This is a genomic window from Roseovarius sp. THAF27 (genome assembly GCF_009363655.1).
Lineage (GTDB): Bacteria > Pseudomonadota > Alphaproteobacteria > Rhodobacterales > Rhodobacteraceae > Roseovarius.
Genome location: NZ_CP045393.1, coordinates 1,859,323 through 1,883,231 on the forward strand (window position 1 = coordinate 1,859,323; position 23,909 = coordinate 1,883,231).

Here is a 23,909-nt window from a genome sequence, read left to right on the forward strand (position 1 = left end):
ACGCGATAGATATAGGTGAACCCGAAGACGCTTAGCTAGTCGTTGTTGAGCCTCCGTTACCAAAACGCCTCAGAACTCCGAAGTACTCTGGCGACGGACATGTAGCTCATTTCTAGATGGCATAGGCCGTTGCCGAAGCTCCATCGCAGACAGGTCAAGAATTAAAGCTTGCAGCAAAGCACGGGTACCCTCAAAACCGTATTGTAGTCGAACTGGTTAGCTACCGGCCCACTGCCGACATTCAACGGATTAAGAATTCCGCACTGCAGCGAGCGCTTATCAGAACCTTCTGTCATGCTAGATCAAATTATCCAACTGCACACTCGCTTCTCGGGTGAGGCTTTCGGCGGAAGTTTATGCTGTATGGAAACCGATATGGTGGGCGATCAATCGTGACCATTCAGACGCGAGAGTGCTTTCGCAATCGTAGACTCGCTCGGCGCTTCGAATTGCCGGATTGACCTCGAATGCGGCAGCAAGCGCCTTCGCCCAAGCGATTTCACTATGACCCGGGACAAACGTGGCTTCTGCACCTGCGCTTGTTTTCAGGCCAACCAGCCAGCCCAGCATCGGCCCGGTGCCGTAGGCGGTATCCGCGATCAGTCGTTGAGGAGTCAGGTCGACCTTCGCCGTCACTCGGTTCAGCATCGTCTTGGTTGCGGAATTGAATCAGCGTGATGCCCACCGATCAAGCGAGAGTGTTTCAACAGAATAAGTCCTAAGCGACATGCTCGTTTGGAAAGCTTGATGAAAGTTACGGGTGTACCAGACGGCACTGTACCGAGTATCCTGCTTTTGGACGCACAGGAACGCGGAGAACGGTCGATGCTGGTCCCGTTCCCTCCGCCACTTGCCACATCTGCCGATAACCCGCCTTACCCTGACAAATCGACGTCCGCGCGCCGACGATCTCGCGCATTTACCATCCCAGGCTTGTTCGGCAACCGATAGGCAGATAGCGGGTCGGACCCGGATTGCGTCGGGCGACGAAGACCCGGAGGGTTTGGAACGGTTCCCAGAACCTTGCTCGAACCACGGTGTGCCGCCGTGCGTAGATTCCCTACCGCCGAGAACCGGGTAGGTTTCTTCGGGTGGGTGACAACGAACGCAATGAACACCGGATACCATGGGAGGTGCGCCGAGTTATTCAACGTCGCGCGGCGCCGGCTCTCAAGCGGCTTGCCGGACCCTTTCACGGTCTGAAGCCATCCATCGCAGGGCAGGGCTCACTGGTCGGCCTGCGCTTGCCGACATGGGTTTCGACGACGGGCACAAGGGCAGGCGGCGCAACCGTGTCAAACCCTGCAAGACTTGACTTGAGCGACCGCACCGCGTCCAGAGCCACTGAAAATGTCCAGAATCCGCCTACGCAGCATTGGCAAACGCTTCAAGCGCGGGGGCAGAACGCCACCGACGATGACATCGCCCACCTCACTTTCGGCATGGGCGGACACGACATGGATCGTCCTGACCGACCGCATGTCACAGCGCCTTGCACAGCCGCAGCGCGTCGAAGATCGCCGCGTGGGTATTGCGCGAGGCCACGGCGTCTCCGATGCGGAACAAGCGATAGGCGCCGTCGCGGTTTCGCGTCAGATCCTGCGCGCGGCCTTCGATCAGCGCGTCGTAATCGACTTCCCCCAGGTTGGACGATCCGGGACGCAGATCGAAATAGAGATCGTCGAGCGGGCGCGTCCCGTGATTGACGACAACCTGATCGACTTTGCGTTCGCGTTGCACGCCTCCGTAGTCACTGCCGATCGTGGCCAGAAGGGCGTTGCCCTCGCGGCGCACGGCGTCAAGCCTCCACATCACCGTGAAAGTCACGTCGTGTTTCTGAAGGGTCCGCATGGATGGTGTCAGGGACATGCCCATGACCTCGGGTGAGAAACTGCGGTCGCGAGTCATGATCTCGACCTTCGCGCCGGTCGCGGCGATTTTTTCGGCTGCCTGGAGTGCGGCGAAATCACCCGCCTCGTCGTAGATCAGCACGTTGCTGCCCGGCTGCGAGTCACCCGACAGGATGTCCCAGGCGGTGATCACCAGGTCCTCGCCACCGCCTGGCACCTCGCTGTGGGGCAATCCACCCGTGGCAATGATCGCGATATCGGGCGCGTGGTCTCGCACGGTGTCTGCGTCAGCCAACGAGTTGAAACGAAAGGAAACGCCCAAACGCTGACATTCCTCGAAGCGCCACTGGATCAGTTGGATCATTTCCTTGCGACGGTCTGTCTGCGCGGTCAGGCGAACCTGCCCGCCGGGTTCGTTTGCGGCCTCGTGCACGACAACCTCGTGCCCGCGCGCCGCCGATACACGGGCGGCTTCCAGACCGGCCGGACCAGCGCCGACGACCAACACTCTGCCGCGGGTGTCCGCAGGCGGGATCTCGTGAGGCTGCTCGGTTTCGCGCCCCGTGGCAGGGTTGTGAAGGCAAAGTGCCATGCCACCTTGATAGATCCGGTCAAGGCAGTAGTTCGCGCCCACGCAAGGCCGGATACGCTCCTCTTCTCCGCGCATGATCTTGGCGATGATGTGCGGCTCGGCGATATGGGCACGAGTCATCCCGACCATGTCCAGTTTGCCGGTGGCGATGGCATGGCGGGCGGTCGCCACGTCCTGGATTTTTGACGCGTGAAAGGTCGGAATCTGCGCCTCGGCACGTATCTCGCCGGCAAAGTCCAGATGCGGGCTGGACCGCATCCCCTGAACAGGGATCACGTCCGTCAGGGCGGCGTCCGTCGCGACATGGCCACGGATGACGTTCAGGAAATCGACCATTCCGCAGGACTTGAGGCGCCTGGTGATTTCGATCCCGTCCTCCCGGGTGAGGCCACCCTGCTTGTCCTCGTCAGCGACGTAGCGCATGCCGACGATGAATTCATCCCCGACACGTGCCCGGATGGCAGACAGGACGTCCATGGCAAAACGCAGCCGGTTGTCGAAGCTTTCGCCGCCATACGGCCCATCGAGGTGATTCAATTGCGAGGACCAGAAGGCATCCATCAGATGTCCGTATGCCTCGAGTTCGATTCCGTCCAGGCCGGCCGCCTGCATCCGCTCGGCCGCATCGGCATAGTCCTGGATGATGCGCGCGATATCCCAGTCTTCCATCTTCTTTGGGTATGCCCGGTGCGCGGGTTCCCGGGTGTGTCCGGGTGCCAGACTGGGCAACCAATCCCCCTTGTCCCAGCGCGTGCGCCAGCCAAGGTGGGTCAGCTGGATCATCACCGCGCATCCATGGTCGTGGCACGCGTCGGTCAGCGCCTTCATGTGCGGCACGACCTCGTCCCGGTAGGCCAGGATATTGTTGAAAGCGGGCGGGCTGTCGCGGGACACGACGGCGGAACCTGCCGTCATGGTCAATGCAACGCCGCCTCGCGCACGCTCGACATGATAGGCGCGATAGCGATCGGTGGGCAGACCGTCCTCGGGGTACGCCGGTTCGTGACTGGTGATCATCAGCCGGTTTTTCAGCGTCAGATGCTTGAGTTGAAACGGCTGGAGAAGGGGATCTTGCGTCAAGGGCAGGCTCCTTTGCTGACAGTGCGACTGTTCGGGAAAATGTGTTGGCGCGTCAAGCTGGCGTCTGTGGTGGACCTCGTGCCGAGCCAAGAAGAGGCCGGCGAGCGCCCCGGGTCCGACTTGGACGCACGGGATCAGGTGCGGTCGTGCAGCGGGCCAACCAGGCTTCTTCAAGCATCGCACCGCAGCTTCCAACGTTTCATCCGCTGGCGAGACCAGGCTCGGGCATCGCTGGCGGCGTCAGCATGGACCTGCGGGATCAAAGCGGGCGGGTCCAAACCAGGTCGGCTGACCCTGTCGGTTTCCGGTGGCGCAGACTTACGAAATTCCGGCGCGTGGCGTCGCGAACATCGTCGAACTGGCGCTTTGTGAATCGTCGCGTTTCGCCTATCTTCTTGTTCGGGACCGCCAAGGAGGCAGCATGAAACCGATTCAGAAAGAAGAACGCCGCGTCGCCAATATCCGGGACGAGGATGCGTTTCAGCCCTATGACCCTGTCACCGAACCCGGCACATCGATGTTGAAGCTCAACACCGACCTGCCACGGGATGTGGGATTTTATATTTACCGCATGGAACCTGGCGCGCGCACCACACCGCATCGTCATGGCGGCGCCGAAGAATTCCTGATGCTGGAAGGCGAGCTTATCGACAATGACGGCATGGTCTATCGTCAAGGCGACGTGGTCTGGCTCGCGCCAGGTACGGAACATACCTCCCATACCAAAACGGGCTGTATGATCGCCGTATTTGCCGAGGACCGCGAAAGCCCACCAGCAGCATAGAACCTACATCGCCGCCCTGGCTTGCGAGAGATCCCGGTCGAGCCGTTTTTCCAACGCGCCCTGCGGCCGGGTGAAGCGGGCCAGAAGATCATAGAGCACCGGCGTCACCACCAGCATGAGCACGGCCGAAAAAGACAGGCCCGCCACGATCACCGTGCCGATCGCCTGACGGCTTTCGGCACCGGCGCCGGTTGCCATGACCAGGGGCAGGGCGCCAAGAATCGTCGAAATCACCGTCATCACGATCGGGCGCAGGCGCAGAGCGGCAGCCCGGATCACCGCCTCGCGTATGTCCAGCCCTTCGCCGCGCAACTGGTTGGCGAACTCCACGATCAGGATACCGTTCTTGGCCACAAGGCCCACCAGCAGGATGATCCCGATCTGGCTGTAGACGTTCAGCGTCAGCCCCCCGAGGGCCATTGCATAGATCGCGCCGGCCAGGCCCGCAGGCACCGTCAGCATGATGGTGACAGGGTGCACGAAGCTTTCGAACTGGGCAGCCAGTACCAGGAACACGATCAGCAAAGACAGGACCAGAACAAAGCCAACTCCGGCGGAGGTGTCCTTGAAGGTGCGCGATTGTCCCTCGTAGCCGATCTTTGCCTGGACCGGCAATATGGTGAGCGCCGCGGTTTCGATCGTGTCGAGCACGGTACCGAGTTGCGCTCCGGGTTCAAGCGCGCCGGACAACTGCACCGAAGGAAGCCGGTCGAAGCGCCGCAAGCTGGGCGCGGCGGCATTCTCGCGCAGGTTTACCAAAGCCCCTAACGGTACAAGTGTATCCCCGTCACCGGCCCGCACGAAAATATTGTCGATGTCCGAGGGCGTGTTGCGGTCGGCTTCTTCGGCTTGCAGGATGACCGGGTATTCGCGTCCCCGGCTGACAAATCCGGTTACCTCGCGCGAGGCGAGAAGTGTCTGCAACGTGTTGGCTATGGTTTCGACCGAAATCCCCAGATCGTCGGCGCGGGCGCGGTCGATGGAGATGTCCAGTTGTGGCAGGTTCTGATCGAAATCGATCTCGGGATTGACCAGACCCGGTATGGTCTCGGCCTCGGCTTGCAAGAGCTCTGCCCATTCCTTTACGCTTTCGAAATCCGGTCCTCCGACCACGACTCGGACCGGGGTGGAGTTGCCGCGCAGTCCCAGGCCCGCAGGTGTGACGGGAAAGCCCCGTGCGATGGTCACGTCCCCCATCTGAGGCGCGATCTGGCCGACCACCTCCGCCACGGTCATGTCGCGTTCTTCCCAGGGTGCCAACCGAAACACCACGAACGATCGCCACGGACGGTTGCCCCATCCGGTAAATGTGAAAACCGTCTCGATCACGCCGGACAGACGCAACGGCTCGAGGATCTCCTCGACCTGACGCGCCGCGATATCCGAATGCTCCACGGTGCTGCCCTGCGGTGCGGTCAAGGGAACGAAGCCCACGCCGCGATCTTCGCGCGGGGCCAGTTCGCGTGGCAGGTCGTCATAGAAAAGGGCCGCGCCGCCGGTCGCTGCCAGCGAAACCGCAAGAACGACGAGCGGCGCGCCTACGGCCCGCCGCAGCAGGGATTGGTAGACCCGTTGCGTCCAGCCTAGTCTCTCGCTGTCGTCCGAGGACACACCGTCGCGCTGTCGCAAGACCTTGGACGCCAGTGCCGGGCAGGCGGTCAGCGCCACGAAGGTCGAAATCGCGACCGTTCCGGCCATCACCCAGCCGAACTCGACGAACAGGCGACCGACCTGGCCCGGCATGAACGAGAGCGGCACGAAAACCGCCATCAGCGTCAACGAGGTTGCGATGACCGCGAATGTCACCTGGCGAGCGCCGCGATAGCTGGCAGCGAGTGGCGTCTCGCCCATCTCGATCCGCCGCTGTATGTTTTCCAGAACGACGATGGCATCGTCGACCACCAGGCCGATCGCCAACAACAACGCCAAGAGCGTCAGCGTGTTCAGTGAGAATCCCCAGGCCGCGATCAGGATGAAACAGCCGACCAGCGAGACGGGGATCGCCACGAATGGGATCAGCGTGGCGCGCGGGCTGCGCAGGAACACGAGGATCACCAACACAACCAGCCCGAGCGAAATGCTCAACGCGATCAATACCTCGCGGATCGAGGCACCTACGAACAGAGCGTCGTCCGAGCCCACGATCAGCGTCATCCCTTGGGGCAGGGTAGGCGTGATGGCCGCGATTTCGGCACGTACGGCCTGGCTGATGGCAAGCGTGTTGGATTTGCTCTGGCGCAGCACGGCGATACCCACCGCATCGGTTCCGTCGGTGCGCACGATGGTGCTGTCGTCGGCAACGCCGGGCTCGACCCGCGCCACATCGCCCAAGCGTACCGGAAAGCCTGCCACACGGTCCAGCACGACATCGCGGAAATCCTCGATACTACTCAGGCGCGAGTTCAGTCGGACGGTTAGCTGCCTGTTCTGTGACTTGACCTCTCCGGCGGGCAGTTCCAGGTTGTTGCGCCTCAAGGCCGTCTCGACATCCGCGACGGTCAGCTTGCGGGCCGCAAGCGCGCGGCGGTCGAGCCAGATGCGCACGGCGAACGGCCGCTCGCCATAGATGTTCAGGTCGGCCACGCCGTCGACCGTGGCGATCCGATCGGCGATGAAGCGGTCGATATAGTCGGTGATCTCGGCGGTGGTCATCCGGTCCGACGTGACGGCCAGCCGCATGACCGGATCGGCGTCCGCGTCGGATTTGACCACGCGCGGTTCTTCCGCTTCCTCCGGCAGTTGGCCCGTGACCCTGCCGATTGCATTGCGCACGTCGTTGGCCGCGTTGTCCAAATCGCGCGAGGCTTCGAACTCCAGGGTGATCCGACTGCGCCCTTGGCGCGATTCCGAACTGATGGAGCGCAGGCCGGTTATCGCGGCGACGGCACCTTCGAGGGTTTCAGTTATGTCGGTGTCGATAACCTCGGGCGCCGCGCCGCGGTAGTCCGTCGTTACGGTCACGACGGCGTTGTCCACGTCCGGCAATTCGCGGACCGGAATGCCCTGAACGGACGCCAGGCCGAAGACGAGAATCAGGAGGCTGGCCACGGCAGCCAGAACAGGGCGGCGGACCGCAATGTCGGACAACGTCATGTGTCGCCCTCGGACGCGTCCGGGGACAGCTCCGCAGCCTTGACCTTCACTGCCGCACCGTCACGCAGACGGCCCAGGCCGCGTATCGCGACCTCCTGGCCCGGCTGCAATCCCGACAAGATGGCAACCTGGCCATCCTGCCGTTGACCTGTGCGCACCGGGGTGCGTATCGCGACACCGTCGGACACGCCGAATACATAGGTCTCGGCGGCCTGAAACACGATGGCTTCTTCCGGGACCATCAACGCGTCGCTTTCGGACAGGGTCAGGGTCAGCGACATGAACATGCCGGCAGGCAGCAGCCCTTCGGGGTTGGGAATTACGGCGCGGGTGCGAAACGCCCGCGAGACCGGGTCGATGCGGCTGTCGACGGTATCGATTTGCCCTTCAAAGATGTGGTCGTCGAAGGCCACGCTGCGCGCTTCGACCGTCATGCCGCGCCGCACCTGTGCAAAAAGTGTCTCCGGCAGGGAAAATTCCAGCTCAACCTCGCTGAGGTCATCAAGGCGCGTGATCACGTCGTCGCTTGTCACCCGCGCGCCGCGATCCACTTCGGCCAGGCCCAGCACACCGGCAAACGGTGCAAGGATGGTCCGGTCGTCGAGACGCTGCCTGGCTCGGTCAAGCTGGGCTTCGGCTTCGGCTAGACGAGCCACCGCCTCTTCAAGTGACGCCTGACTGACAGCATTGGTGCTGCGCAACTGCTCTATCCGTTCCAGCACCTGGCGCCGTTCGGTCAGTCGCGCTTCGGCTTCCGCGAGGTCGGCGCGTTCGATCGCATCATCCAGCCTGACAAGAAGCGCGCCCTGCTCGACCTGGGCGCCCGGCGTTATCGCAAGCTCGACGATGCGTCCGTCCGACTCCGGTACAATCTCGATCGAGATGGCGGCCCGGGTCGTGCCGACCGCTTCCACGGTCTGATAGACACGTTGCGTTTCTGCCGCCGCAACTTCGATGGTCACCGGGCCGGAGTCGCGTGCTTCGGCAGCCTCTGCCGGAGGTGCCAGATAGGTTTCGTAACCCCAGTAGCAGCCATATCCGATCCCCCCAAGGAGGCAGATCAGCAAAAGCTGTTTGAAAACGGACATCCGGCGGCTCCATGGCTCCTTTCCGCCGCGAAAAAAGAACGAGGCAGAAAGGTTGCAGCAGGTTAATCCAACGGGACTGAATAGCAAGCGCTGCGCAGGGTCGGACCCCATTAACCGAGAACGCAAAATTGCCCCCGGTCTGGTGTGGGTCGCACGTGGGCAAAGCTAGAATTGCAGATCCACAATCGTGGAAGTTCCTTGTCAGCTTAGCTTTTGGGGATTGATAAGGGTCAATTACGTATCAATCGGCGATATACGCCAACTCGCGGTCCTGCGGTGAGGCTGTTGCAATCATCGTCGGCGCGCGTGTGATCAAATAACCGTTACTGAAGATCTTCATGCCGCGGGCTTTGCGTCTGTAAGGATCGACATCCTGGAGCCCGTTTGACAAGCAGCTTGAAAGCCGGCTCAGCCTCTGCTTGCGATAGGATTGGTGCCGGCGATAGTGCGATGATATGAGCTGTAAGAGTGCCCGTCCCGGTTGAAGCCTGTCCGGCGCGGAAGCACGGCGCAAAACGATAATGTAAACAGAGCACGGTCATGAACAAGATACTGCTGGCCGATGACCATGCCCTCGTCCGGGACACGATTGCGTTTTATTTGACGTCCAATGCCGGTTTTCGCGTCGAGCAGGCGGGCTCGCTTGACGAGGCGCTCAAGATCAACGCCGAACGAGGCCCATTCAACCTGATCCTGCTTGATTACACAATGCCGGGTATGGGGGCGCTGTCCGGTCTTACCCGGATGTGTGCCCTGTCGGGTTGCCCGGTTGCGATCCTGTCGGGCACAGCCCCACCGGATATCGCGCGGCGCGCCTTGCGTGCAGGCGCCGCGGGTTTTCTTCCCATGACGCTCGATCCCCAGGCTCTGTTAACAGCGATCCGGAAAATGCTCATTGGAGAAACCTTTCTGCCGGAAAATTTTCTTGCAGACGCACCGACCGCGACCAACGCCGCGTCGTTGACGCCGCGCGAGCAGGAAGTCCTGAGACGGCTGGCCGAGGGCAAGCTGAACAAGGAAATCGCCCGGGATCTGGAGATCCAGGAAGTAACGGTGAAGCTTCACGTCAAGACGTTGTCGCGCAAACTGCGCGCTAGGAATCGCACCCATGCGGCGATGCTCGGGCGAGACATGGGGCTGGTCTAGCGAAGGCCACGAAACGTTGCGCAAACCCGAGAAATGTCTGCGTCATTATCTCACTTTGGCAGATAAAATGGCGGAGAGACAGGGATTCGAACCCTGGGACCCCGTGAAGGGTCAACGGTTTTCGAGACCGCCCCGTTCGACCACTCCGGCACCTCTCCGCGGGGGTCTGGAGGGTGCGTTTAATCGCCTTTGAACGGAGTGACAAGGGGATTGCCTTGTTTCGTTTCGGATTTTGCCTAGGTTGAGGGGAACCGTGAGACCCCAGGAGGTATCGTGACCCTATCACGCACAATTCGTCCCCTTGTTTTCATTGCCGCTCTGGCTGTTGCGCTGCTTGCCGCAATGCAGGCCCGTGCCGCCGACCGCGACAGGCTTGAGGCTTTCCTCGAGGTGACGGGTTTCGGGGTCGCCCTCGATAGTATCGCACTCGCGGCCGGCGACGCGCCGGCGATGCTGGGGATGCAGACCGGCGACTTCGGATCGGACTGGAGCCGTGTCTCACAGCAGGTTTTCGACACCGAAAAGATGCAGGAAATGGCTTTGGACATCCTGTCCGAAACCCTGAGCGACGAGCACCTGTCCCATGCCGCGGAGTTCTATGCGTCGCCTTTGGGTCAGCGGCTGGTCGAAGCCGAGAACACCTCGCACATGGTCGAAGATGATGAGGCCAAGCAGCAGGAGGGCCGTGCGCTCGTGGCCGATGCGGTGGAACAGGGCGATGAACGGGTCGAGACCCTTCAGAATCTGAACGAAGCGGTGGATTCCGACGGCAATTCGGTACGAGCCGTTCAAGAGATCCAGGTTCGGTTTCTGATGGCCGCATCCAATGCCGGCATTCTCGAGCAGGACCTTGATGAACGGGCGCTTCGTGCCGCCATGAAGGCGGGCGAGGACGAAATGCGCCAGGCGATGCGGGTCTCGGCCCTCGCAGGTGCAGCCTATACGTACCAGAATTTCTCGAACGACGAGTTGCAGGCCTATCTCAAGGCGCTGGAGCATCCCGACATGCAGACCGTCTATCAGCTGATGAACGCGGTGCAGTACGAGATCATGGCGAACCGCTTTGAGGTCCTTGCTGCCCGCATGGCCGAAATGCACCCTGGACAGGAGCTCTGAACCGCAATGACTGGCGCAGGATCTTTTGTGATCGGCACGCTTTCGGCGGCGCTGATCTTTTGCAGTTCGGTGCGGGCGCAGGACAGTGACAGCGATCGACTTATCGCCCTCATGCGCATTGGCGATACAGTTGAAATCATGCGCGAGGAAGGCTTGCGCTATGGGGCCGAGATCGGCGCCGAGATGCTTCCCGATGTGTCACCCGACGACTGGAATCGGACCGTGTCGCGTATCTATGACGCCGAGAAGATGGAAGCGGTCATCACGCAAGGATTCGAGTCCGCGCTGGACGGCGAGGATGTCGCCCCTCTGGTCTCATTCTTCGAAAGCGACCTGGGCAAGGAAATCATTGGTCTCGAAATCGACGCCCGCGAAGCGTTCCTGAGCGAAGAAACCGAACTTGCCGCGATCGACGCCTACCAGGACGCGCAGGATCAGCAAACCGAGCTTTTCAAACAGGTCGAGACCATCATCGCCGACAGCGACCTTGTTGAATACAACGTCATGGGCGCGATGAACGCCAACCTGATGTTCTATCGCGGTCTTGCCGACGGCGGCGCCATCGACCTGGGAGAATCCGACATGCTGGCCGATGTCTGGGCGCAGGAGTCGTCCATACGCGCGGAATCCGAGGCATGGCTGGGCTCATTCCTGATGACCGCCTACCGACCGTTGCAAGCTCAGGAACTGGCCTCTTACGCCGAGCTTTACCGCACCGACGAGGGCCGAGTTCTGAACACGGCCGTATTCAACGCCTACGACCGGATGTACGATGAAATTTCGTATCTGCTGGGGCAGGCGGTGGCTGAACACATGCGGAGCGAAGAACTTTGACGCCATCCGGCAGTCGGCCAATGCCGGCAGGGTCCTGAAAATCCGCTTTTGCGGCGGGTGCAAGGCTTGACTTTGGAGCGCACCCCTAGGATAAGCGGCCATCCCGGCGGGGTGACTCGTGCGGGATTTAATCTTTTACGCCCCTCGGGGGCGCGCCGTTCGAGGCACCTAACGCCGGTTGATCCCGGGGCCACAGAACGCGGAAGACAAAGGGAAGCGAAAGATGTTTGCGGTTTTGAAAACCGGCGGCAAGCAGTACAAGGTCCAGTCGGGCGATATGCTGCGCGTCGAGAAGCTGGCAGCGGATGCCGGCGAGAAAGTCCAGTTCAACGAGATCCTGATGCTGGGCGGCGATAGCCCGGTCGTCGGCGTTCCGCTGATCGAAGGCGCGGCCGTTCAGGCCGAGGTCGTCGATCAGATCAAGGGCGACAAGGTCATCAACTTCGTCAAGCGCCGCCGGAAGCACGGCTCGCAGCGGACGCGCGGCCATCGCCAGCAGCTGACGCTCCTGCGCGTGACCGAGATCCTTGAAAAAGGCGCGGACAAGTCGGGCGTGAAGGCTGCGGTCGGCGCCAGCGCACTGGCCGTCGGCATGGGCAAGACCCGCTATGCCGACAACAAGGCCGAGCAGGCCGAGATGGCCAAGCGTGTGAAGAACGACGAAGCCAAGGAAAAGAGCGTCGCCAAGAAAGCCGAACCCAAAGCCGAGAAGAAGGCCGAGGAAAAGAAGGCTGCCCCCAAGAAAGCCGCCAAGGCCGAGGGTGGTGACGACCTGAAGAAGCTGTCCGGCGTGGGTCCGGCGCTGGAAAAGAAACTGCATGAGGCAGGCGTGACCACGTTTGCCCAGATCGCGGCATGGACCGCCGATGACATCGCCGAGATGGACGAGAAACTGTCCTTCAAAGGCCGCATCGAGCGTGAAGGCTGGGTCGAACAGGCCAAAGAACTGGCTAAAGGCTAAGGAGAGACGATATGGCACATAAGAAAGCAGGCGGTTCATCCAGAAACGGTCGCGACTCGATCGGCCGTCGTCTTGGCGTCAAGAAATACGGCGGCGAAGCCGTGATCCCCGGCAACATCCTGGTGCGTCAGCGCGGCAACAAGTTCTGGCCGGGCGACGGCGTGGGGCAGGGCAAGGACCACACCCTTTTCGCGACTGTCGAAGGCGCCGTGCATTTCCGCAAGGGCCTGAAGGGCCGTACCTTTATTTCGGTTCTCCCGGTGGCGGAGGCCGCCGAGTAAGCCGAACCTTCAAGGCAAGATATTCAGGGGGATCGGCACATCGCCGGTCCCCTTTTTCAATGTGCCAGGCCGTGACCGCATCCGTTCCGGACAAACGGAGTAGACCGGACGATGCCGATCCGCATGGCAAGGCAGGCTGCACTTGGGATGGTGCGCGGCTTTGTCGACGCAACCTTGGCCTGGGACGTGATGGTGCTTTTCGGAGGAGACAGCACATGAAAATCGAAGAGCTTGTTCCCGAGACGCTGATCGCAACGGAACGCTTTGACCTTCGTCCGATCCGTGCATCGGATTCGGGTCTTGTGGGACTTTATGCCGGGGACGAGCGCGTGGCGCGGTTCACGTCCTCCATTCCGCATCCGATGCCCCCCGGTACAGCCGAGGCGTTCATCGCCCGCGTGATGGACCTGGAGCATCCCGAGGATGTCTGGGTTCTGGATGGCACGCGCATCGGCGGGGGCGAAGTCATGGGCCTTATCGGCCTCACTCGCATGGACCGCAGCCAGTCCGAGATCGGGTACTGGATCGCTCCCGCCTACTGGAACAGCGGCCTCGCAAGCGCGGCAGTGATGGCACTGCTCGACGCCAATCCCCAGGAGTCCAGCACGATCTTCGCGAGTGTCTTTCAGGACAACGCGTCCTCGGCCCGTGTCCTGACGAATTGTGGGTTCCGCTATCTGGGCGATGCCGAAAGCTTTTCGGTTGCGCGCAAGGCGACGGTGCCCACCTGGACCTACAGTCGGACCGTATGAATGGTTGGCATGGTCCTTGTTCACGTCGGGCGTGCGGGTCGGTTCACAGGGCCGAGCGACAAGCTTTGGCGCAAGCTCAAGCCGCACGTTCCTGCGTCCGCAGTCTTGAGCCGGATCGAATTTCGCACTACGCACGGGTCCTGACGCCATCTGAGGCATGACATGAAGTTTCTCGATCTCGCCAAGGTTTACATCCGCTCGGGCAGCGGCGGCAACGGATGCATCAGCTTCCGGCGCGAGAAGTATATCGAATACGGCGGTCCCGACGGGGGCGACGGCGGTGGCGGCGGCTCGGTCTGGGTCGAAGCCGTGGACGGGTTGAACACCCTCATCGATTTTCGCTACCAGCAGCATTTCTTCGCCGACAATGGCAAGCCGGGGATGGGCAAGCAGCGCACCGGCGCGGACGGCGACGACATCTTGCTGCGCGTGCCCGTGGGCACCGAGATCCTCGACGAGGATCAGGAGACGGTGATCGCCGACCTGACCGAGGTGGGCGAGCGTGTCTGCCTTGCCAAGGGCGGCAATGGCGGATGGGGCAACCTGCGGTTCAAGACGTCGACGAACCAGGCGCCGCGCCGCTCCAATCCCGGGCAAGAGGGTGTCGAGCGTACCATCTGGCTACGCCTCAAGCTGATCGCGGATGTGGGCCTGGTGGGTTTGCCCAACGCGGGCAAATCGACGTTCCTGGCAGCCACGTCCAACGCGCGGCCCAAGGTTGCCGATTATCCCTTCACCACGCTGCACCCCAATCTCGGTGTCGTCGGCGTCGACAATACCGAGTTCGTGGTCGCGGACATTCCCGGCCTGATCGACGGCGCATCCGAGGGGCGGGGGCTGGGCGATCTCTTCCTGGGTCACGTGGAACGCTGTGCCGTCCTCTTGCATCTGGTTGACGGATCGTCCGGCACGCTTCTCGACGACTACCGCACCATCGTAAACGAGCTTGAGGCCTATGGCGGTGGTTTGGCCGAAAAGCCGCGCGTCACCGTGCTGAACAAGATAGACACTTTGGACGACGAAGAACGTGATTTTCTGAAGGAAGAGCTAGAGGCCCTGACCGGATCGCGCGTTCTGCTGATGTCCGGCGTCTCACGCGAAGGGGTAACGGACGTGCTGCGCGTGCTGCGGGCCTATATCGACGAGGGCCGGTTGCGCGAGCGGTCGGGTGACGACGAGGACGCCCCGTGGCAACCGTAGCCGACGCGAAGCGGCTTGTCGTCAAGATCGGCTCTGCATTGCTTGTCGACCGTGACAGCGGCAAGCTGCGGCACGACTGGCTGATCGCGCTGGCCGAGGATGTGGCGCGCCTGCGAAATCGGGGAACCGACGTGATACTGGTGTCCTCGGGGTCTATCGCGCTTGGCCGGGGCGTGCTGAAACTGCCCGGCGCCGATCTGTCGCTGGAGCAATCCCAGGCCGCTGCCGCCGTCGGCCAGATCCAGCTTGCCACCGCCTATACCGAAGTCTTGGCCACGCACGACATCATCGCGGCTCAGGTCCTGGTCACGCTGGAAGACAGCGCCGACAGGCGGCGCTATCTCAATTCCCGGGCAACGTTGGAACAGCTACTGTCCCTTGGCGTGGTGCCGATCGTGAACGAGAACGACACGGTCGCGACCGATGAAATCCGCTATGGCGACAACGATCGCATGGCGGCCCAGATCGCGGTGACCGCCGGTGCGGACCAGTTGATCCTGCTCAGCGACGTGGACGGGTTCTACTCCGCGAACCCCAGGGTCGATCCAGGCGCAAAACGCTTCAACCTGATCTCGCATATCACGCCCGAGATCGAGGCGATGGCGGGCGCTGCAGGGTCGGGCCTGTCGAAGGGCGGCATGAAGACCAAGCTGCTGGCCGCCCGGACCGCCACGGCGGCCGGATGCGACATGGCGATTACAGAAGGGTCGGTGCTGCACCCGATCAGTGCCCTGGAAAATGGCGCGCCGGCAACGTGGTTCGCCGCGCAGGGCGACCCGCAGCAAAAGCGCAAACAATGGATCGCCGCCATGAAACCGAAGGGCCGGCTGATCGTCGATGCGGGCGCGGTCAAGGCGCTGCGCGCTGGCTCCAGCCTTTTGGTGGCCGGTGTCGCAGATGTGACCGGGCGGTTCGGTCGGGGCGACGCGGTCGAGGTCGCGGACGAAACCGGCGCCGTACTAGGGCAGGGGTTGACGCGCTACGACGCCTCGGACGCTGCGCGGATCAAGCGGCTGCGCTCGGACCAGATCGAGGAGGTGCTGGGTTATCCTGCCCGTGGGCCGCTCATACATCGGGACGATATGGCCATATGACAGGCGTGCTGATAGTTTCGGTACGAACGAACAGGTGAAGCGATGAAAGACCTCGAGAACATTCCGGCTGTGATGGAAGAGATCGGCCAGCGCGCCAAGGCGGCGGCGGTGGTGCTGGCAACGGCGTCGCCAGAGGCGAAAGCGCTTGGGCTGACCTCGGCGGCGCAAGCGGTCTGGGACAATCGCGCAGATATCCTCGAGGCAAATGCCAAGGACCTCGCCTTCGGCGCGGAGAAAGGTCTTTCGGATGCCATGATGGATCGGCTCATGCTCGACGAAACCCGCATCGGGGCGATTTGCGATGGGCTGAGGGCCGTCGCGGCGCAACAAGACCCCGTGGGCGAGGTGATCGAAGAATGGGATCGTCCCAACGGCCTCCATATTCGCCGTGTCCGCACGCCTTTGGGCGTGATCGGCGTGATCTACGAAAGCCGTCCCAATGTGACGGCGGACGCGGGCGCCTTATGTCTCAAATCCGGCAATGCGGTGATCTTGCGTGGCGGCTCGGAGAGTTTTCATTCCTCGGGCGCGCTGCACCGTTGCCTCGTCGAAGGGCTCAAAGAGGCCAACCTGCCCGAGGACGCCATCCAGCTTGTGCCCACCCGTGACCGGGCTGCCGTCCAGGCCATGCTGACGATGACCGGCACGATCGACGTGATCGTACCGCGCGGCGGCAAGGGACTGGTCGGCCTCGTGCAGCGCGAGGCACGGGTTCCCGTCTTTGCCCATCTCGAGGGCATCGTGCATATCTACATCGACAAGGACGCCGACCCGGAAAAGGCGCTGCGCGTCGTGATGAACGCCAAGACCCGCCGCACGGGGATCTGCGGCGCGGCAGAGTGTCTGCTGGTCCACGAAGAGGCCGCCAACACGATCGGACAGGGTGTCATCCGGGCACTTCTCGAAAAGGGGGTGGAAGTGCGTGCAGATCCCGCGCTGCAATCGGTTTCGGGCACCGTTCCGGCCAACGATACGGATTGGGGATTCGAGTTTCTGGCGATGGTCATGGCCGCAAAACAGGTGAAAGACTTGTCGGAAGCCATTGAACACATAAGGAAATACGGGTCCCAGCATACGGATTGCATCATCACAGAAGAAGATGCCGCGGCGGAGCGCTTCTTTGCCGAACTGGACAGCGCGATTCTCATGCGCAATGCGTCGACGCAGTTCGCCGACGGTGGAGAATTCGGCATGGGCGCGGAGATCGGCATCGCAACCGGAAAGATGCACGCCCGCGGTCCCGTTGGCGCCACGCAACTGACCAGCTTCAAATATCTGGTTGAAGGCGACGGGGTTACGCGCGCCTGAGCCGGACCTCGGCCGCCTCGTCGGTCAGGTTGGCAGAGCAGTCGAGCCGCGCATCCCAGGCCGCCGCCGGAAGGATCAGGAACTGGACATGAGCGGGCGCCGGCAATGCCGTGCCCTGCGTGCCGTTCAACAGGTCCCACAACTCCGGATCGGAGTTCATCCGGTCCGCCGTCGCCCGCACGAGCCAGCCTTCGTCCGAAAGCGTCATCGTGATCCGACCGCCGTAGGGCACCGCCTGTTCGGCACAGAGCAGGGCAAGCAATACCGCCCTGACTTCGCGCCGCGGATAATGACCGGGTGGAAACGCGTCGATCACCGTCCGCTCATCCGCGTGGAGGTCGTGAAGAATCGAATTGACCTCCTCGGCGCCGGTGTCCTGATCCGGACTGGCGACACCGAAGGCCAGGCGGAAAAACCGGATGCGGGCATTGGCATGGGCCACGCTGTCAACAACCAGCGCCAATTCGGGCGATGCGGCGGCCCCGGAAAGTTCAAGCAGTTCGATGCCGTTGCTGACAGCGCCGATCGGACTGATGAGGTCGTGGCAGATCCGAGAGCCTATCAATGCGGCGATGGCGTTGGTATCACTGACCAAGTCGTATCCTTTCCCGCGGAGTCCACCGATGTCCGATCTGAACAGCATCCTCGAACCCGGTATGCTTGTCGTCCACCCCGATCAGCCGGATTGGGGAACCGGACAAGTCCAATCGAATATCGGTGGCAAGATCACCGTGAACTTCCAGGATGTAGGTAAGGTTGTTATTGACGGCTCCCGCATTGAGTTGCTGCCCATCACTGAACCATGATCTTGGTTACTGGAACGTTAACACGTCTTGGGAACATCGCAAGTCCGCGTGGCTCGGCAGGCAAGAGCCGCCAACGGTCTGTTGTGGTTGCAGCCCGGGGCGGAAACACCTTAAAACCCGCGCAGCCATTCTGAGCAGGACCCTGATGTATACTCGCGATGTGCACTTCACCGTTAGGCTGGCCCGGGACGAGGCCGATCTGCAGGCGGCACAACGCCTGAGATACGATGTTTTCGTCTCCGAACTTGGCGGTGACGGTCCTCTCGTGGATCACGAAGCGAAGCTGGAGCGCGATCGTTTTGACCCGCATTTCGACCACCTTCTGTTGTCCGACGATTCCCGTGGCGGCGCGATCGTGGGGGTCTATCGCGTCCTGCGCGATGACCAGGCAGACAAGGCCGGTCAATTCTACTCCGAGGATGAATACGACCTTTCGGTTCTCAAGCGATCAGGGCGGCGTATAATGGAGCTTGGCCGCTCCTGCTTGGCGGAAGGGTATCGCGGCGGCGCCGCGATGTACCATCTGTGGAACGGGCTCGCGCGGTACGTGGCCGAGCATGACATCGAGATCCTGTTCGGCGTCGCCAGCTTTCACGGCACCGATCCGGCAAAACTCGCACAGCCGCTTTCGCTTCTGCATCACAGGCATCTCGCGCCCGAGGCCCTGCGGGTCCGCACCGTGGCGGAACACTACCAACCGCTGGACCTCGTGCCCGCAGACCAGATCGACCGGCGCGCGGCGATGCTGCAGGTGCCCGCGCTGATCAAGGCCTATCTCAGACTGGGCGGTTTCGTGGGTGACGGCGCTTTCATCGACGAAACCTTCAATACAACCGACGTGTGCCTCGTGATGGATACCGGGCGGCTCAACGCACGGCAGAAGGCGATCTATTCGAAAGGAGCCGACCTGTGAGCCCGACCTGGGAATCGCGACAGCCTGCGAAGATGGCGAAGGTCCACCCGATTGGCTGGCTGATCCTCGCGCTCCGTCTGATCGTTTTGGCCGCGATCATTGTGCCTGGCGTCTTTGTAGTGCTGATCCTGCGCTTGATTGAGCCCTATTTCTTCGACCGGCGCCGTCCCTTGACTGCCTGGTTGCAACGCTGGGCGATCTGGGCCGGGTTGCGGATCATAGGCCTGCGCTACCTTCGCGAAGGCCAGCCGATGCGCGATCACGGGGCGGTCGTGGCCAACCACGCGTCCTGGATGGATATCTTCGCGCTCGGGGCGGGTCAGGCGATCACTTTTGTGTCCAAGGCGGAAGTGGCAGGCTGGCCCGGTATCGGCTTTTTGGCCCGACTGGTCGGCACCGTGTTCATCAATCGCAACCCGCGGCAGGCCGATGCCCAACGTAACCAATTGAAGGCCGAGTTGGACGCGGGGCGTAAACTGTTGTTCTTCCCGGAAGGCACCTCGACTGACGGAATGCGCGTGCTGCCTTTCAAATCCAGCCTGTTTGCGGCGTTTGCGGATCTGGAAACCGGGATGCGCATTCAACCTGTCACCGTCGTCTATATCGCTCCCGATGGCGTCGAGGAGCCGCGCTTCTACGGCTGGTGGGGCGACATGGATCTCGGTCCGCATATGGTGCAGGTCCTGTCGCGCTTTCCCCAAGGCGGCGTGCGGGTGATCTATCACGAGCCGCTCAGGATCAGCGATTTTCCCGACCGCAAGAAACTGGCCCAAGCCCTGGAGACTCGGGTCAGAAGTGCCATGCCCCCGGAAAGCGCTTTGCCCGGATGACTGCAGCCCCCTGATCCGGGTCAGGCCCCGGCTGCGATCAGATTGGCCAGCGCGGCACTGGGATCATCTTCGCGCCAGATTTCCTCGCCAATACCGAAAAAGTCCGTCATGCTGGCAAGATGCGCCATGGTGGCCTTGTCCAACGCGCCCTCCGCGACGACAGGCACCTCGATCATCTGCGACCACCATTCGTAAAGCTCCGGCTCCGCCTGCGACCCGTCGCCCAGGGCGGACACACCCGCCGGCCCGAAACTGACATAGTCGGCGCCGGCCTCGGCCGCGCTCATGCCCTCGTGCCGTGACGCGGCGCAAAAAGCGCCCACAATCGCGTCCGTCCCCAGTTCCTTGCGGGCCTTGCGCACGGTGCGCGCACCGTCTGTCAGGTGAACACCATCCAGTCCCAGACGATCAGCCAGAACGAAATGCGTGTCGATCACGATGGCCACGTCGCGGGCGTGGGCCACCTCGCGGCAGGCATCGGCCGCACGGCACAGCGCCGTCTCGTCATGCGTTGAAAGTGCAAGGCGGACACAGGCGATCTCGTGGTCGTCCAGAACCCGGCTCAGGGCCTGCGGAAATCGCGCCAGTTCGATTTCTGGCGGGGTGATCAGGTAAATCTGGGGCTGCTCGGGCTCGGCCATGGTCTTGTCGTCCTGTTTTTGCCCCTATAACCGGGATTCGAACAAGCGTCTACGGGTCGCGATTGCGCCGGTTTACGCTTTTCCGTGGTCACCGCGTCGACTATGGCAGGGCCTGTGGAGGGTCTGGATGAGGGACGACAAGATGCAGCCGCGTTTCGTGTTGGTGCGCCCGCAGATGGGCGAGAATATCGGGGCCGCGGCCCGTGCAATGTGGAATTTCGGTCTTGACCGGATGGTGGTCGTCGCCCCGCGCGATGGCTGGCCCAACCAGAAAGCCGTGGCAATGGCCAGCGGCGCGGGACGTTTGCTGGACGAGGCGCGGCTGGTCCCCGACCTCGCGGCCGCGGTCGAGGAAGACACCTTCGTGATGGCCACGACGGCGCGCGTACGCGGCCTGACGAAACCCGTCCTCAGCCCGGAAGGCGCGATGCAAGAGGCCGCCCGCCGCCTGTCGCGCGGCGAGCGTGTGTCGGTCCTCTTCGGGCCAGAGCGCGCGGGGCTGGAAAACGAGGACGTGGCGCGGGCAAATGCGATCATCAGCGTGCCGGTGAATCCGGACTTTCCCAGCTTGAACCTGGCGCAATGCGTTTTGCTGTGCGGGTACGAGTGGCGTCGCGCCTCGGAGGCGGTCGAGGCTACGCGCGTGGACATGGCCGGCACCGAATGGGCCAACCAGCAGGAGATCGAGGCCCTCTCGTCGCATTATGAAGAACGCCTCGAGGACGCAGGCTTTTTCTTTCCCGAGGCCAAGGCCCGCGGTATGAAGATCAATCTGCGCAACATGTGGAGCCGTATGGCCCTGACGCGCGCGGATGTGCAGATGCTTCACGGGGTGCTGCGGCAAATGGTGCGATGGAAGGAGCGCGGTTGAAGCGCGGCGCGGCGCGGATTACTTTCGCGCCATCTGAAGGGGGCGGAGCATGAGCGAAAAACGCAGCATTTTCCAAGAGGTGTCCGACGCCGATGTCCCGCGGGAGACGCCGCGAGGCGGCATGATAGACGCAGGTCGCCGCGGGGCGCGGGGCGCGGTGCGGCTGTGGCTGATGCTGCTCTTCGCACTGGTCGTGGTGATGATCGCCGTGGGCGGGCTGACACGCCTGACCGACAGCGGTCTGTCGATCACCGAATGGAAACCCGTCACCGGCGCGTTGCCCCCCATGGACGCCGCCACATGGGAGGCCGAGTTCGAAAAGTACCGCGCGATCCCCGAATATCAGCTTCAGAACAAGGGCATGAGCCTGTCCGAGTTCAAGACGATCTATTGGTGGGAATGGGGGCACCGGCAACTGGGCCGCGTGATCGGACTCGTCTGGGCGTTGGGTTTCCTGGTGTTCCTGGTCACGCGAAAAATCCCGCCCGGCTGGGCGGGCCGCTTGCTGCTATTGGGAGGGCTTGGCGGGCTTCAGGGTGCGATCGGCTGGTGGATGGTCAGTTCGGGCCTGACGGGCCAGATGCTAGACGTGGCCAGCTATCGGTTGGCCGTGCATCTTGGGCTGGCCTTTGTGATCCTGGGCTTCATTGCATGGTACGTGATGTGCCTTGGCCGCGAAGAGCGTGAACTGATGCAGGCCCGGCGCAGCCGGGAAGGCAAGCTGTTCGGCCTATCCACCGGCTGGCTGCATTTCGCCTTCCTGCAGATCCTGATCGGTGCCCTTGTGGCGGGAATTGACGCGGGCCGCACCTTTACCGACTGGCCGCTTATGGCGGGCGGCTTCCTGCCGGTCGATTTCTGGATGCCCGAGCTTGGGATCAGGAACTTCTTCGAGAACCCCGGCCTGGTCCAGTTCATGCATCGCATGACCGGCTACCTGCTGCTGGCCTTCGGTCTCGTGGTCTGGTTACGAGGGCGCCGCTCTGCCCATGCCCTGACGCGCGGGGCGTTCAATTTCGCGTTTCTCGCGCTGGTCCTGCAGGTCGTTCTGGGGATCATGACCGTCCTCTACATCGCGCCTTGGCAACTGGCGATCACGCACCAGGTTCTCGCCGTGATTTTGTGGGTTCTTATCCTCAGAGCACGCTTCCTCAGCCAGTACCCCGTCGTGCGATCGGTGCGCGGATGAGCTTGCCGACCGCATACGACTCGCTCATGGCCTATGAGCGTGAAACCCAGGCGCTAGCCCGCATCGCCGGGCGGCTGGGCTGGGACCAGGAAACCGTCATGCCGCGCGGGGCCGCAGGACAGCGGGCCGAGGAAAGCGGTGCGATGGAAAGCGTCCTGCACGCGCGGCGCACAAACCCGCAGGTTGGCGAGTGGCTGGAACAGGCCGTCGCGCCTGACGAGGACGGCGCCGCGCAGCTGCGCTTGATCCGACGCAGCTACGATCGCGCGGTCAAGGTGCCGTCCGAACTCGCCACGGCCCTCGCGCGACTGACCAGCCGATCCCAGGGCATCTGGGCCGAGGCGCGCGCCAATGACGACGTGGCCGCATTCCTGCCCACGCTGGCCGAGGTGGTCAAACTGCGGCGCGAAGAGGCTTCTGCACTGGCAGAGGGCGGCGATCTCTATGACGCGCTGGTCGATGATTTCGAGCCTAACGGCAAGGCGGCCGAATTCGCGCGAATCTTCGACGAGATGCGGCCCGGGCTGGTCGCGCTACGGGAACGTGCCTTGACCGCACCCCCCGTGGCGCCCCTGTCGGCCAGGTTCGACATGGATAAACAGATGGTTCTCGGTCAGGAATTGGCCCGCACGTTCGGCTACGACCTGACGCGCGGGCGTATCGACCGCGCGGTGCATCCATTTTCCAGCGGCTCGGGCGACGACGTCCGCATCACCACCCGCACCGTAGAGGACGATCCGTTCAACTGCATTTATTCCACGATCCACGAGGTCGGTCACGCCTGTTACGAACAGGGCATCGACGAGACCTTCCTGCTGACCCCGGCGGGGCAGGGCGTGTCGATGGGCGTGCATGAAAGCCAAAGCCGGATTTACGAGAACCAGCTGGGCCGTAGCCGTGCCTTCTGCGGGTATCTTTACGGACAGATGCGCGACGTCTTCGGAGACTTCGGCGTGGCGGACGAGGACGCGTTCTATGCGCTCGTGAACCGCGTCCATCGCGGCTATATCCGGACCGAGGCCGACGAGGTTCAATACAACCTTCATATCATGCTGAGGTTTGATCTCGAGCGGGCACTGTTTTCAGATGACCTTCAGGTCGAGGACCTAGAGGCGGCCTGGAACGACCGTTTCAAAAGCGATTTCGGGTATGACGTGGACCGGCCCTCACATGGCGTGTTGCAGGATGTCCATTGGTCCGTGGGCCTCTTCGGATATTTCCCGACTTACAGCCTGGGCAATGTCTATGCCGGTTGCCTGCACGAGGCGCTGCGCCGGGATGTCCCCGATCTGGACGATCAACTGTCCGTGGGGGACCTCTCTGCGGCGACGGGTTGGCTGAAAGAGCGGGTTCAACGGAATGGGGGCCGATTCGAGCCGAAGGACGTCATCACGCGCGCCTGTGGTGCCGCCCCGTCTGCCGCGCCCCTGATGAGCTATCTGGAAACCAAGTTCGGTGCGCTTGCAGGCGGCTGATACCC

General features: G+C 62.4%; 22 protein-coding genes and 1 tRNA gene. 16 read left to right on the forward strand and 7 right to left on the reverse strand.

Annotated elements, in window-relative coordinates; all coding sequences use genetic code 11:
- Window positions 1–354 precede the first annotated feature (354 nt).
- Entirely contained in the window at window positions 355–648 is a 294-nt protein-coding gene (locus FIU89_RS22925; protein ID WP_152492321.1) for a hypothetical protein, read from the reverse strand.
- Window positions 649–1,482: 834 nt separating this feature from the next.
- Window positions 1,483–3,522 (reverse strand): NADH:flavin oxidoreductase, encoded by a 2,040-nt coding sequence (locus FIU89_RS09225; RefSeq protein WP_152494461.1) that lies wholly within the window; start codon window positions 3,520–3,522, stop codon window positions 1,483–1,485.
- A gap of 421 nt (window positions 3,523–3,943) precedes the next feature.
- Between FIU89_RS09225 and FIU89_RS09230 the strand changes: the two genes are divergently transcribed.
- Window positions 3,944–4,306, forward strand: coding sequence for a cupin domain-containing protein (locus tag FIU89_RS09230; RefSeq protein ID WP_216647064.1), 363 nt, complete (start codon window positions 3,944–3,946; stop codon window positions 4,304–4,306).
- 3 nt (window positions 4,307–4,309) lie between these two features.
- On the opposite strand, the gene FIU89_RS09235 is transcribed toward FIU89_RS09230, so the two are convergent.
- Both FIU89_RS09235 and FIU89_RS09240 read right to left on the reverse strand, forming a co-directional pair.
- Window positions 4,310–7,399 (reverse strand): efflux RND transporter permease subunit, encoded by a 3,090-nt coding sequence (locus tag FIU89_RS09235; protein ID WP_152492323.1) that lies wholly within the window; start codon window positions 7,397–7,399, stop codon window positions 4,310–4,312.
- Window positions 7,396–8,487, reverse strand: coding sequence for an efflux RND transporter periplasmic adaptor subunit (locus tag FIU89_RS09240; RefSeq protein WP_152492324.1), 1,092 nt, complete (start codon window positions 8,485–8,487; stop codon window positions 7,396–7,398). The genes FIU89_RS09235 and FIU89_RS09240 overlap by 4 nt, the downstream gene beginning before the upstream one ends.
- A gap of 540 nt (window positions 8,488–9,027) precedes the next feature.
- Here FIU89_RS09240 and FIU89_RS09245 point away from each other — a divergent pair.
- The gene (locus FIU89_RS09245) at window positions 9,028–9,633 is read left to right on the forward strand and encodes a response regulator transcription factor (RefSeq protein ID WP_152492325.1); all 606 of its coding nucleotides are present in this window, start codon (window positions 9,028–9,030) and stop codon (window positions 9,631–9,633) included.
- Between the two features lie 68 nt (window positions 9,634–9,701).
- On the opposite strand, the gene FIU89_RS09250 is transcribed toward FIU89_RS09245, so the two are convergent.
- A tRNA-Ser gene (locus tag FIU89_RS09250) sits at window positions 9,702–9,791 on the reverse strand.
- A gap of 115 nt (window positions 9,792–9,906) precedes the next feature.
- On the opposite strand from FIU89_RS09250, the gene FIU89_RS09255 reads away from it, so the two are divergent.
- From FIU89_RS09255 to FIU89_RS09290, 8 genes are all read left to right on the forward strand, one after another.
- A complete protein-coding gene (locus FIU89_RS09255; protein WP_254701840.1) occupies window positions 9,907–10,749 on the forward strand; it encodes a DUF2059 domain-containing protein in 843 nt (280 codons plus the stop codon).
- Window positions 10,750–10,755: 6 nt separating this feature from the next.
- Window positions 10,756–11,583 carry a DUF2059 domain-containing protein gene (locus tag FIU89_RS09260; protein WP_152492326.1) on the forward strand — a complete coding sequence of 276 codons (828 nt, stop codon included), beginning with the start codon at window positions 10,756–10,758 and terminating at the stop codon, window positions 11,581–11,583.
- A gap of 223 nt (window positions 11,584–11,806) precedes the next feature.
- Window positions 11,807–12,544 carry a 50S ribosomal protein L21 gene (locus FIU89_RS09265; RefSeq protein WP_152492327.1) on the forward strand — a complete coding sequence of 246 codons (738 nt, stop codon included), beginning with the start codon at window positions 11,807–11,809 and terminating at the stop codon, window positions 12,542–12,544.
- Window positions 12,545–12,555: 11 nt separating this feature from the next.
- On the forward strand, window positions 12,556–12,825 hold the full coding sequence (rpmA, locus tag FIU89_RS09270) for a 50S ribosomal protein L27 (RefSeq protein ID WP_152492328.1): 270 nt from the start codon (window positions 12,556–12,558) through the stop codon (window positions 12,823–12,825).
- A gap of 215 nt (window positions 12,826–13,040) precedes the next feature.
- Window positions 13,041–13,577: a GNAT family N-acetyltransferase gene (locus FIU89_RS09275; protein ID WP_152492329.1), complete on the forward strand. Its 537-nt coding sequence runs from the start codon at window positions 13,041–13,043 to the stop codon at window positions 13,575–13,577.
- 162 nt (window positions 13,578–13,739) lie between these two features.
- Complete coding sequence (gene obgE, locus FIU89_RS09280; protein WP_152492330.1) at window positions 13,740–14,777, forward strand: GTPase ObgE; 1,038 nt, start codon at window positions 13,740–13,742, stop codon at window positions 14,775–14,777.
- Window positions 14,765–15,871: a glutamate 5-kinase gene (gene proB, locus FIU89_RS09285; protein ID WP_152492331.1), complete on the forward strand. Its 1,107-nt coding sequence runs from the start codon at window positions 14,765–14,767 to the stop codon at window positions 15,869–15,871. Before obgE ends, proB begins: the two co-directional genes overlap by 13 nt.
- Before the next feature lie 42 nt (window positions 15,872–15,913).
- Complete coding sequence (locus tag FIU89_RS09290) at window positions 15,914–17,179, forward strand: glutamate-5-semialdehyde dehydrogenase (protein WP_152492332.1); 1,266 nt, start codon at window positions 15,914–15,916, stop codon at window positions 17,177–17,179.
- Here FIU89_RS09290 and FIU89_RS09295 read toward each other — a convergent pair.
- Entirely contained in the window at window positions 17,166–17,774 is a 609-nt protein-coding gene (locus FIU89_RS09295; protein WP_254701841.1) for a histidine phosphotransferase family protein, read from the reverse strand. The two genes, FIU89_RS09290 and FIU89_RS09295, sit on opposite strands and share 14 nt — an antisense overlap.
- Window positions 17,775–17,802: 28 nt before the next feature.
- On the opposite strand from FIU89_RS09295, the gene FIU89_RS09300 reads away from it, so the two are divergent.
- The 3 genes from FIU89_RS09300 (at window position 17,803) to FIU89_RS09310 (ending at window position 19,728) form a co-directional block, all read left to right on the forward strand.
- On the forward strand, window positions 17,803–17,985 hold the full coding sequence (locus FIU89_RS09300) for a DUF3553 domain-containing protein (protein ID WP_152492334.1): 183 nt from the start codon (window positions 17,803–17,805) through the stop codon (window positions 17,983–17,985).
- Between the two features lie 145 nt (window positions 17,986–18,130).
- Window positions 18,131–18,898, forward strand: a complete 768-nt coding sequence (locus FIU89_RS09305) for a GNAT family N-acetyltransferase (RefSeq protein WP_152492335.1) — start codon at window positions 18,131–18,133, stop codon at window positions 18,896–18,898.
- Window positions 18,895–19,728: a 1-acyl-sn-glycerol-3-phosphate acyltransferase gene (locus FIU89_RS09310; RefSeq protein WP_254701842.1), complete on the forward strand. Its 834-nt coding sequence runs from the start codon at window positions 18,895–18,897 to the stop codon at window positions 19,726–19,728. The genes FIU89_RS09305 and FIU89_RS09310 overlap by 4 nt, the downstream gene beginning before the upstream one ends.
- Window positions 19,729–19,748: 20 nt before the next feature.
- Here FIU89_RS09310 and FIU89_RS09315 read toward each other — a convergent pair whose 3' ends face one another.
- Window positions 19,749–20,369 carry a thiamine phosphate synthase gene (locus FIU89_RS09315; RefSeq protein ID WP_152492336.1) on the reverse strand — a complete coding sequence of 207 codons (621 nt, stop codon included), beginning with the start codon at window positions 20,367–20,369 and terminating at the stop codon, window positions 19,749–19,751.
- 127 nt (window positions 20,370–20,496) lie between these two features.
- Here FIU89_RS09315 and FIU89_RS09320 point away from each other — a divergent pair, with 127 nt between their 5' ends.
- The 3 genes from FIU89_RS09320 to FIU89_RS09330 are packed head-to-tail and all read left to right on the forward strand — an operon-like array spanning window position 20,497 to window position 23,904.
- A complete protein-coding gene (locus tag FIU89_RS09320) occupies window positions 20,497–21,240 on the forward strand; it encodes an RNA methyltransferase (protein ID WP_152492337.1) in 744 nt (247 codons plus the stop codon).
- Window positions 21,241–21,289: 49 nt separating this feature from the next.
- Window positions 21,290–22,429, forward strand: coding sequence for a heme A synthase (ctaA, locus tag FIU89_RS09325; protein ID WP_152492338.1), 1,140 nt, complete (start codon window positions 21,290–21,292; stop codon window positions 22,427–22,429).
- The gene (locus tag FIU89_RS09330; protein ID WP_152492339.1) at window positions 22,426–23,904 is read left to right on the forward strand and encodes a carboxypeptidase M32; all 1,479 of its coding nucleotides are present in this window, start codon (window positions 22,426–22,428) and stop codon (window positions 23,902–23,904) included. Before ctaA ends, FIU89_RS09330 begins: the two co-directional genes overlap by 4 nt.
- The last annotated feature ends 5 nt before the right edge of the window (window positions 23,905–23,909 follow it).

Excerpts from the sequence above, each read along its gene's own strand:
- FIU89_RS09305 (WP_152492335.1), top strand. The coding sequence starts at position 18,131 with ATGTATACTCGCGATGTGCACTTCACCGTTAGGCTGGCCCGGGACGAG.
- FIU89_RS09260 (WP_152492326.1), top strand. The coding sequence starts at position 10,756 with ATGACTGGCGCAGGATCTTTTGTGATCGGCACGCTTTCGGCGGCGCTG.
- FIU89_RS22925 (WP_152492321.1), bottom strand. The coding sequence starts at position 648 with ATGCTGAACCGAGTGACGGCGAAGGTCGACCTGACTCCTCAACGACTG.
- FIU89_RS09300 (WP_152492334.1), top strand. The coding sequence starts at position 17,803 with ATGTCCGATCTGAACAGCATCCTCGAACCCGGTATGCTTGTCGTCCAC.
- FIU89_RS09290 (WP_152492332.1), top strand. The coding sequence starts at position 15,914 with ATGAAAGACCTCGAGAACATTCCGGCTGTGATGGAAGAGATCGGCCAG.
- FIU89_RS09330 (WP_152492339.1), top strand. The coding sequence starts at position 22,426 with ATGAGCTTGCCGACCGCATACGACTCGCTCATGGCCTATGAGCGTGAA.
- FIU89_RS09240 (WP_152492324.1), bottom strand. The coding sequence starts at position 8,487 with ATGTCCGTTTTCAAACAGCTTTTGCTGATCTGCCTCCTTGGGGGGATC.
- rpmA (WP_152492328.1), top strand. The coding sequence starts at position 12,556 with ATGGCACATAAGAAAGCAGGCGGTTCATCCAGAAACGGTCGCGACTCG.
- FIU89_RS09235 (WP_152492323.1), bottom strand. The coding sequence starts at position 7,399 with ATGACGTTGTCCGACATTGCGGTCCGCCGCCCTGTTCTGGCTGCCGTG.
- FIU89_RS09315 (WP_152492336.1), bottom strand. The coding sequence starts at position 20,369 with ATGGCCGAGCCCGAGCAGCCCCAGATTTACCTGATCACCCCGCCAGAA.
- FIU89_RS09245 (WP_152492325.1), top strand. The coding sequence starts at position 9,028 with ATGAACAAGATACTGCTGGCCGATGACCATGCCCTCGTCCGGGACACG.
- FIU89_RS09275 (WP_152492329.1), top strand. The coding sequence starts at position 13,041 with ATGAAAATCGAAGAGCTTGTTCCCGAGACGCTGATCGCAACGGAACGC.
- ctaA (WP_152492338.1), top strand. The coding sequence starts at position 21,290 with ATGAGCGAAAAACGCAGCATTTTCCAAGAGGTGTCCGACGCCGATGTC.
- FIU89_RS09320 (WP_152492337.1), top strand. The coding sequence starts at position 20,497 with ATGAGGGACGACAAGATGCAGCCGCGTTTCGTGTTGGTGCGCCCGCAG.
- FIU89_RS09230 (WP_216647064.1), top strand. The coding sequence starts at position 3,944 with ATGAAACCGATTCAGAAAGAAGAACGCCGCGTCGCCAATATCCGGGAC.
- obgE (WP_152492330.1), top strand. The coding sequence starts at position 13,740 with ATGAAGTTTCTCGATCTCGCCAAGGTTTACATCCGCTCGGGCAGCGGC.
- FIU89_RS09265 (WP_152492327.1), top strand. The coding sequence starts at position 11,807 with ATGTTTGCGGTTTTGAAAACCGGCGGCAAGCAGTACAAGGTCCAGTCG.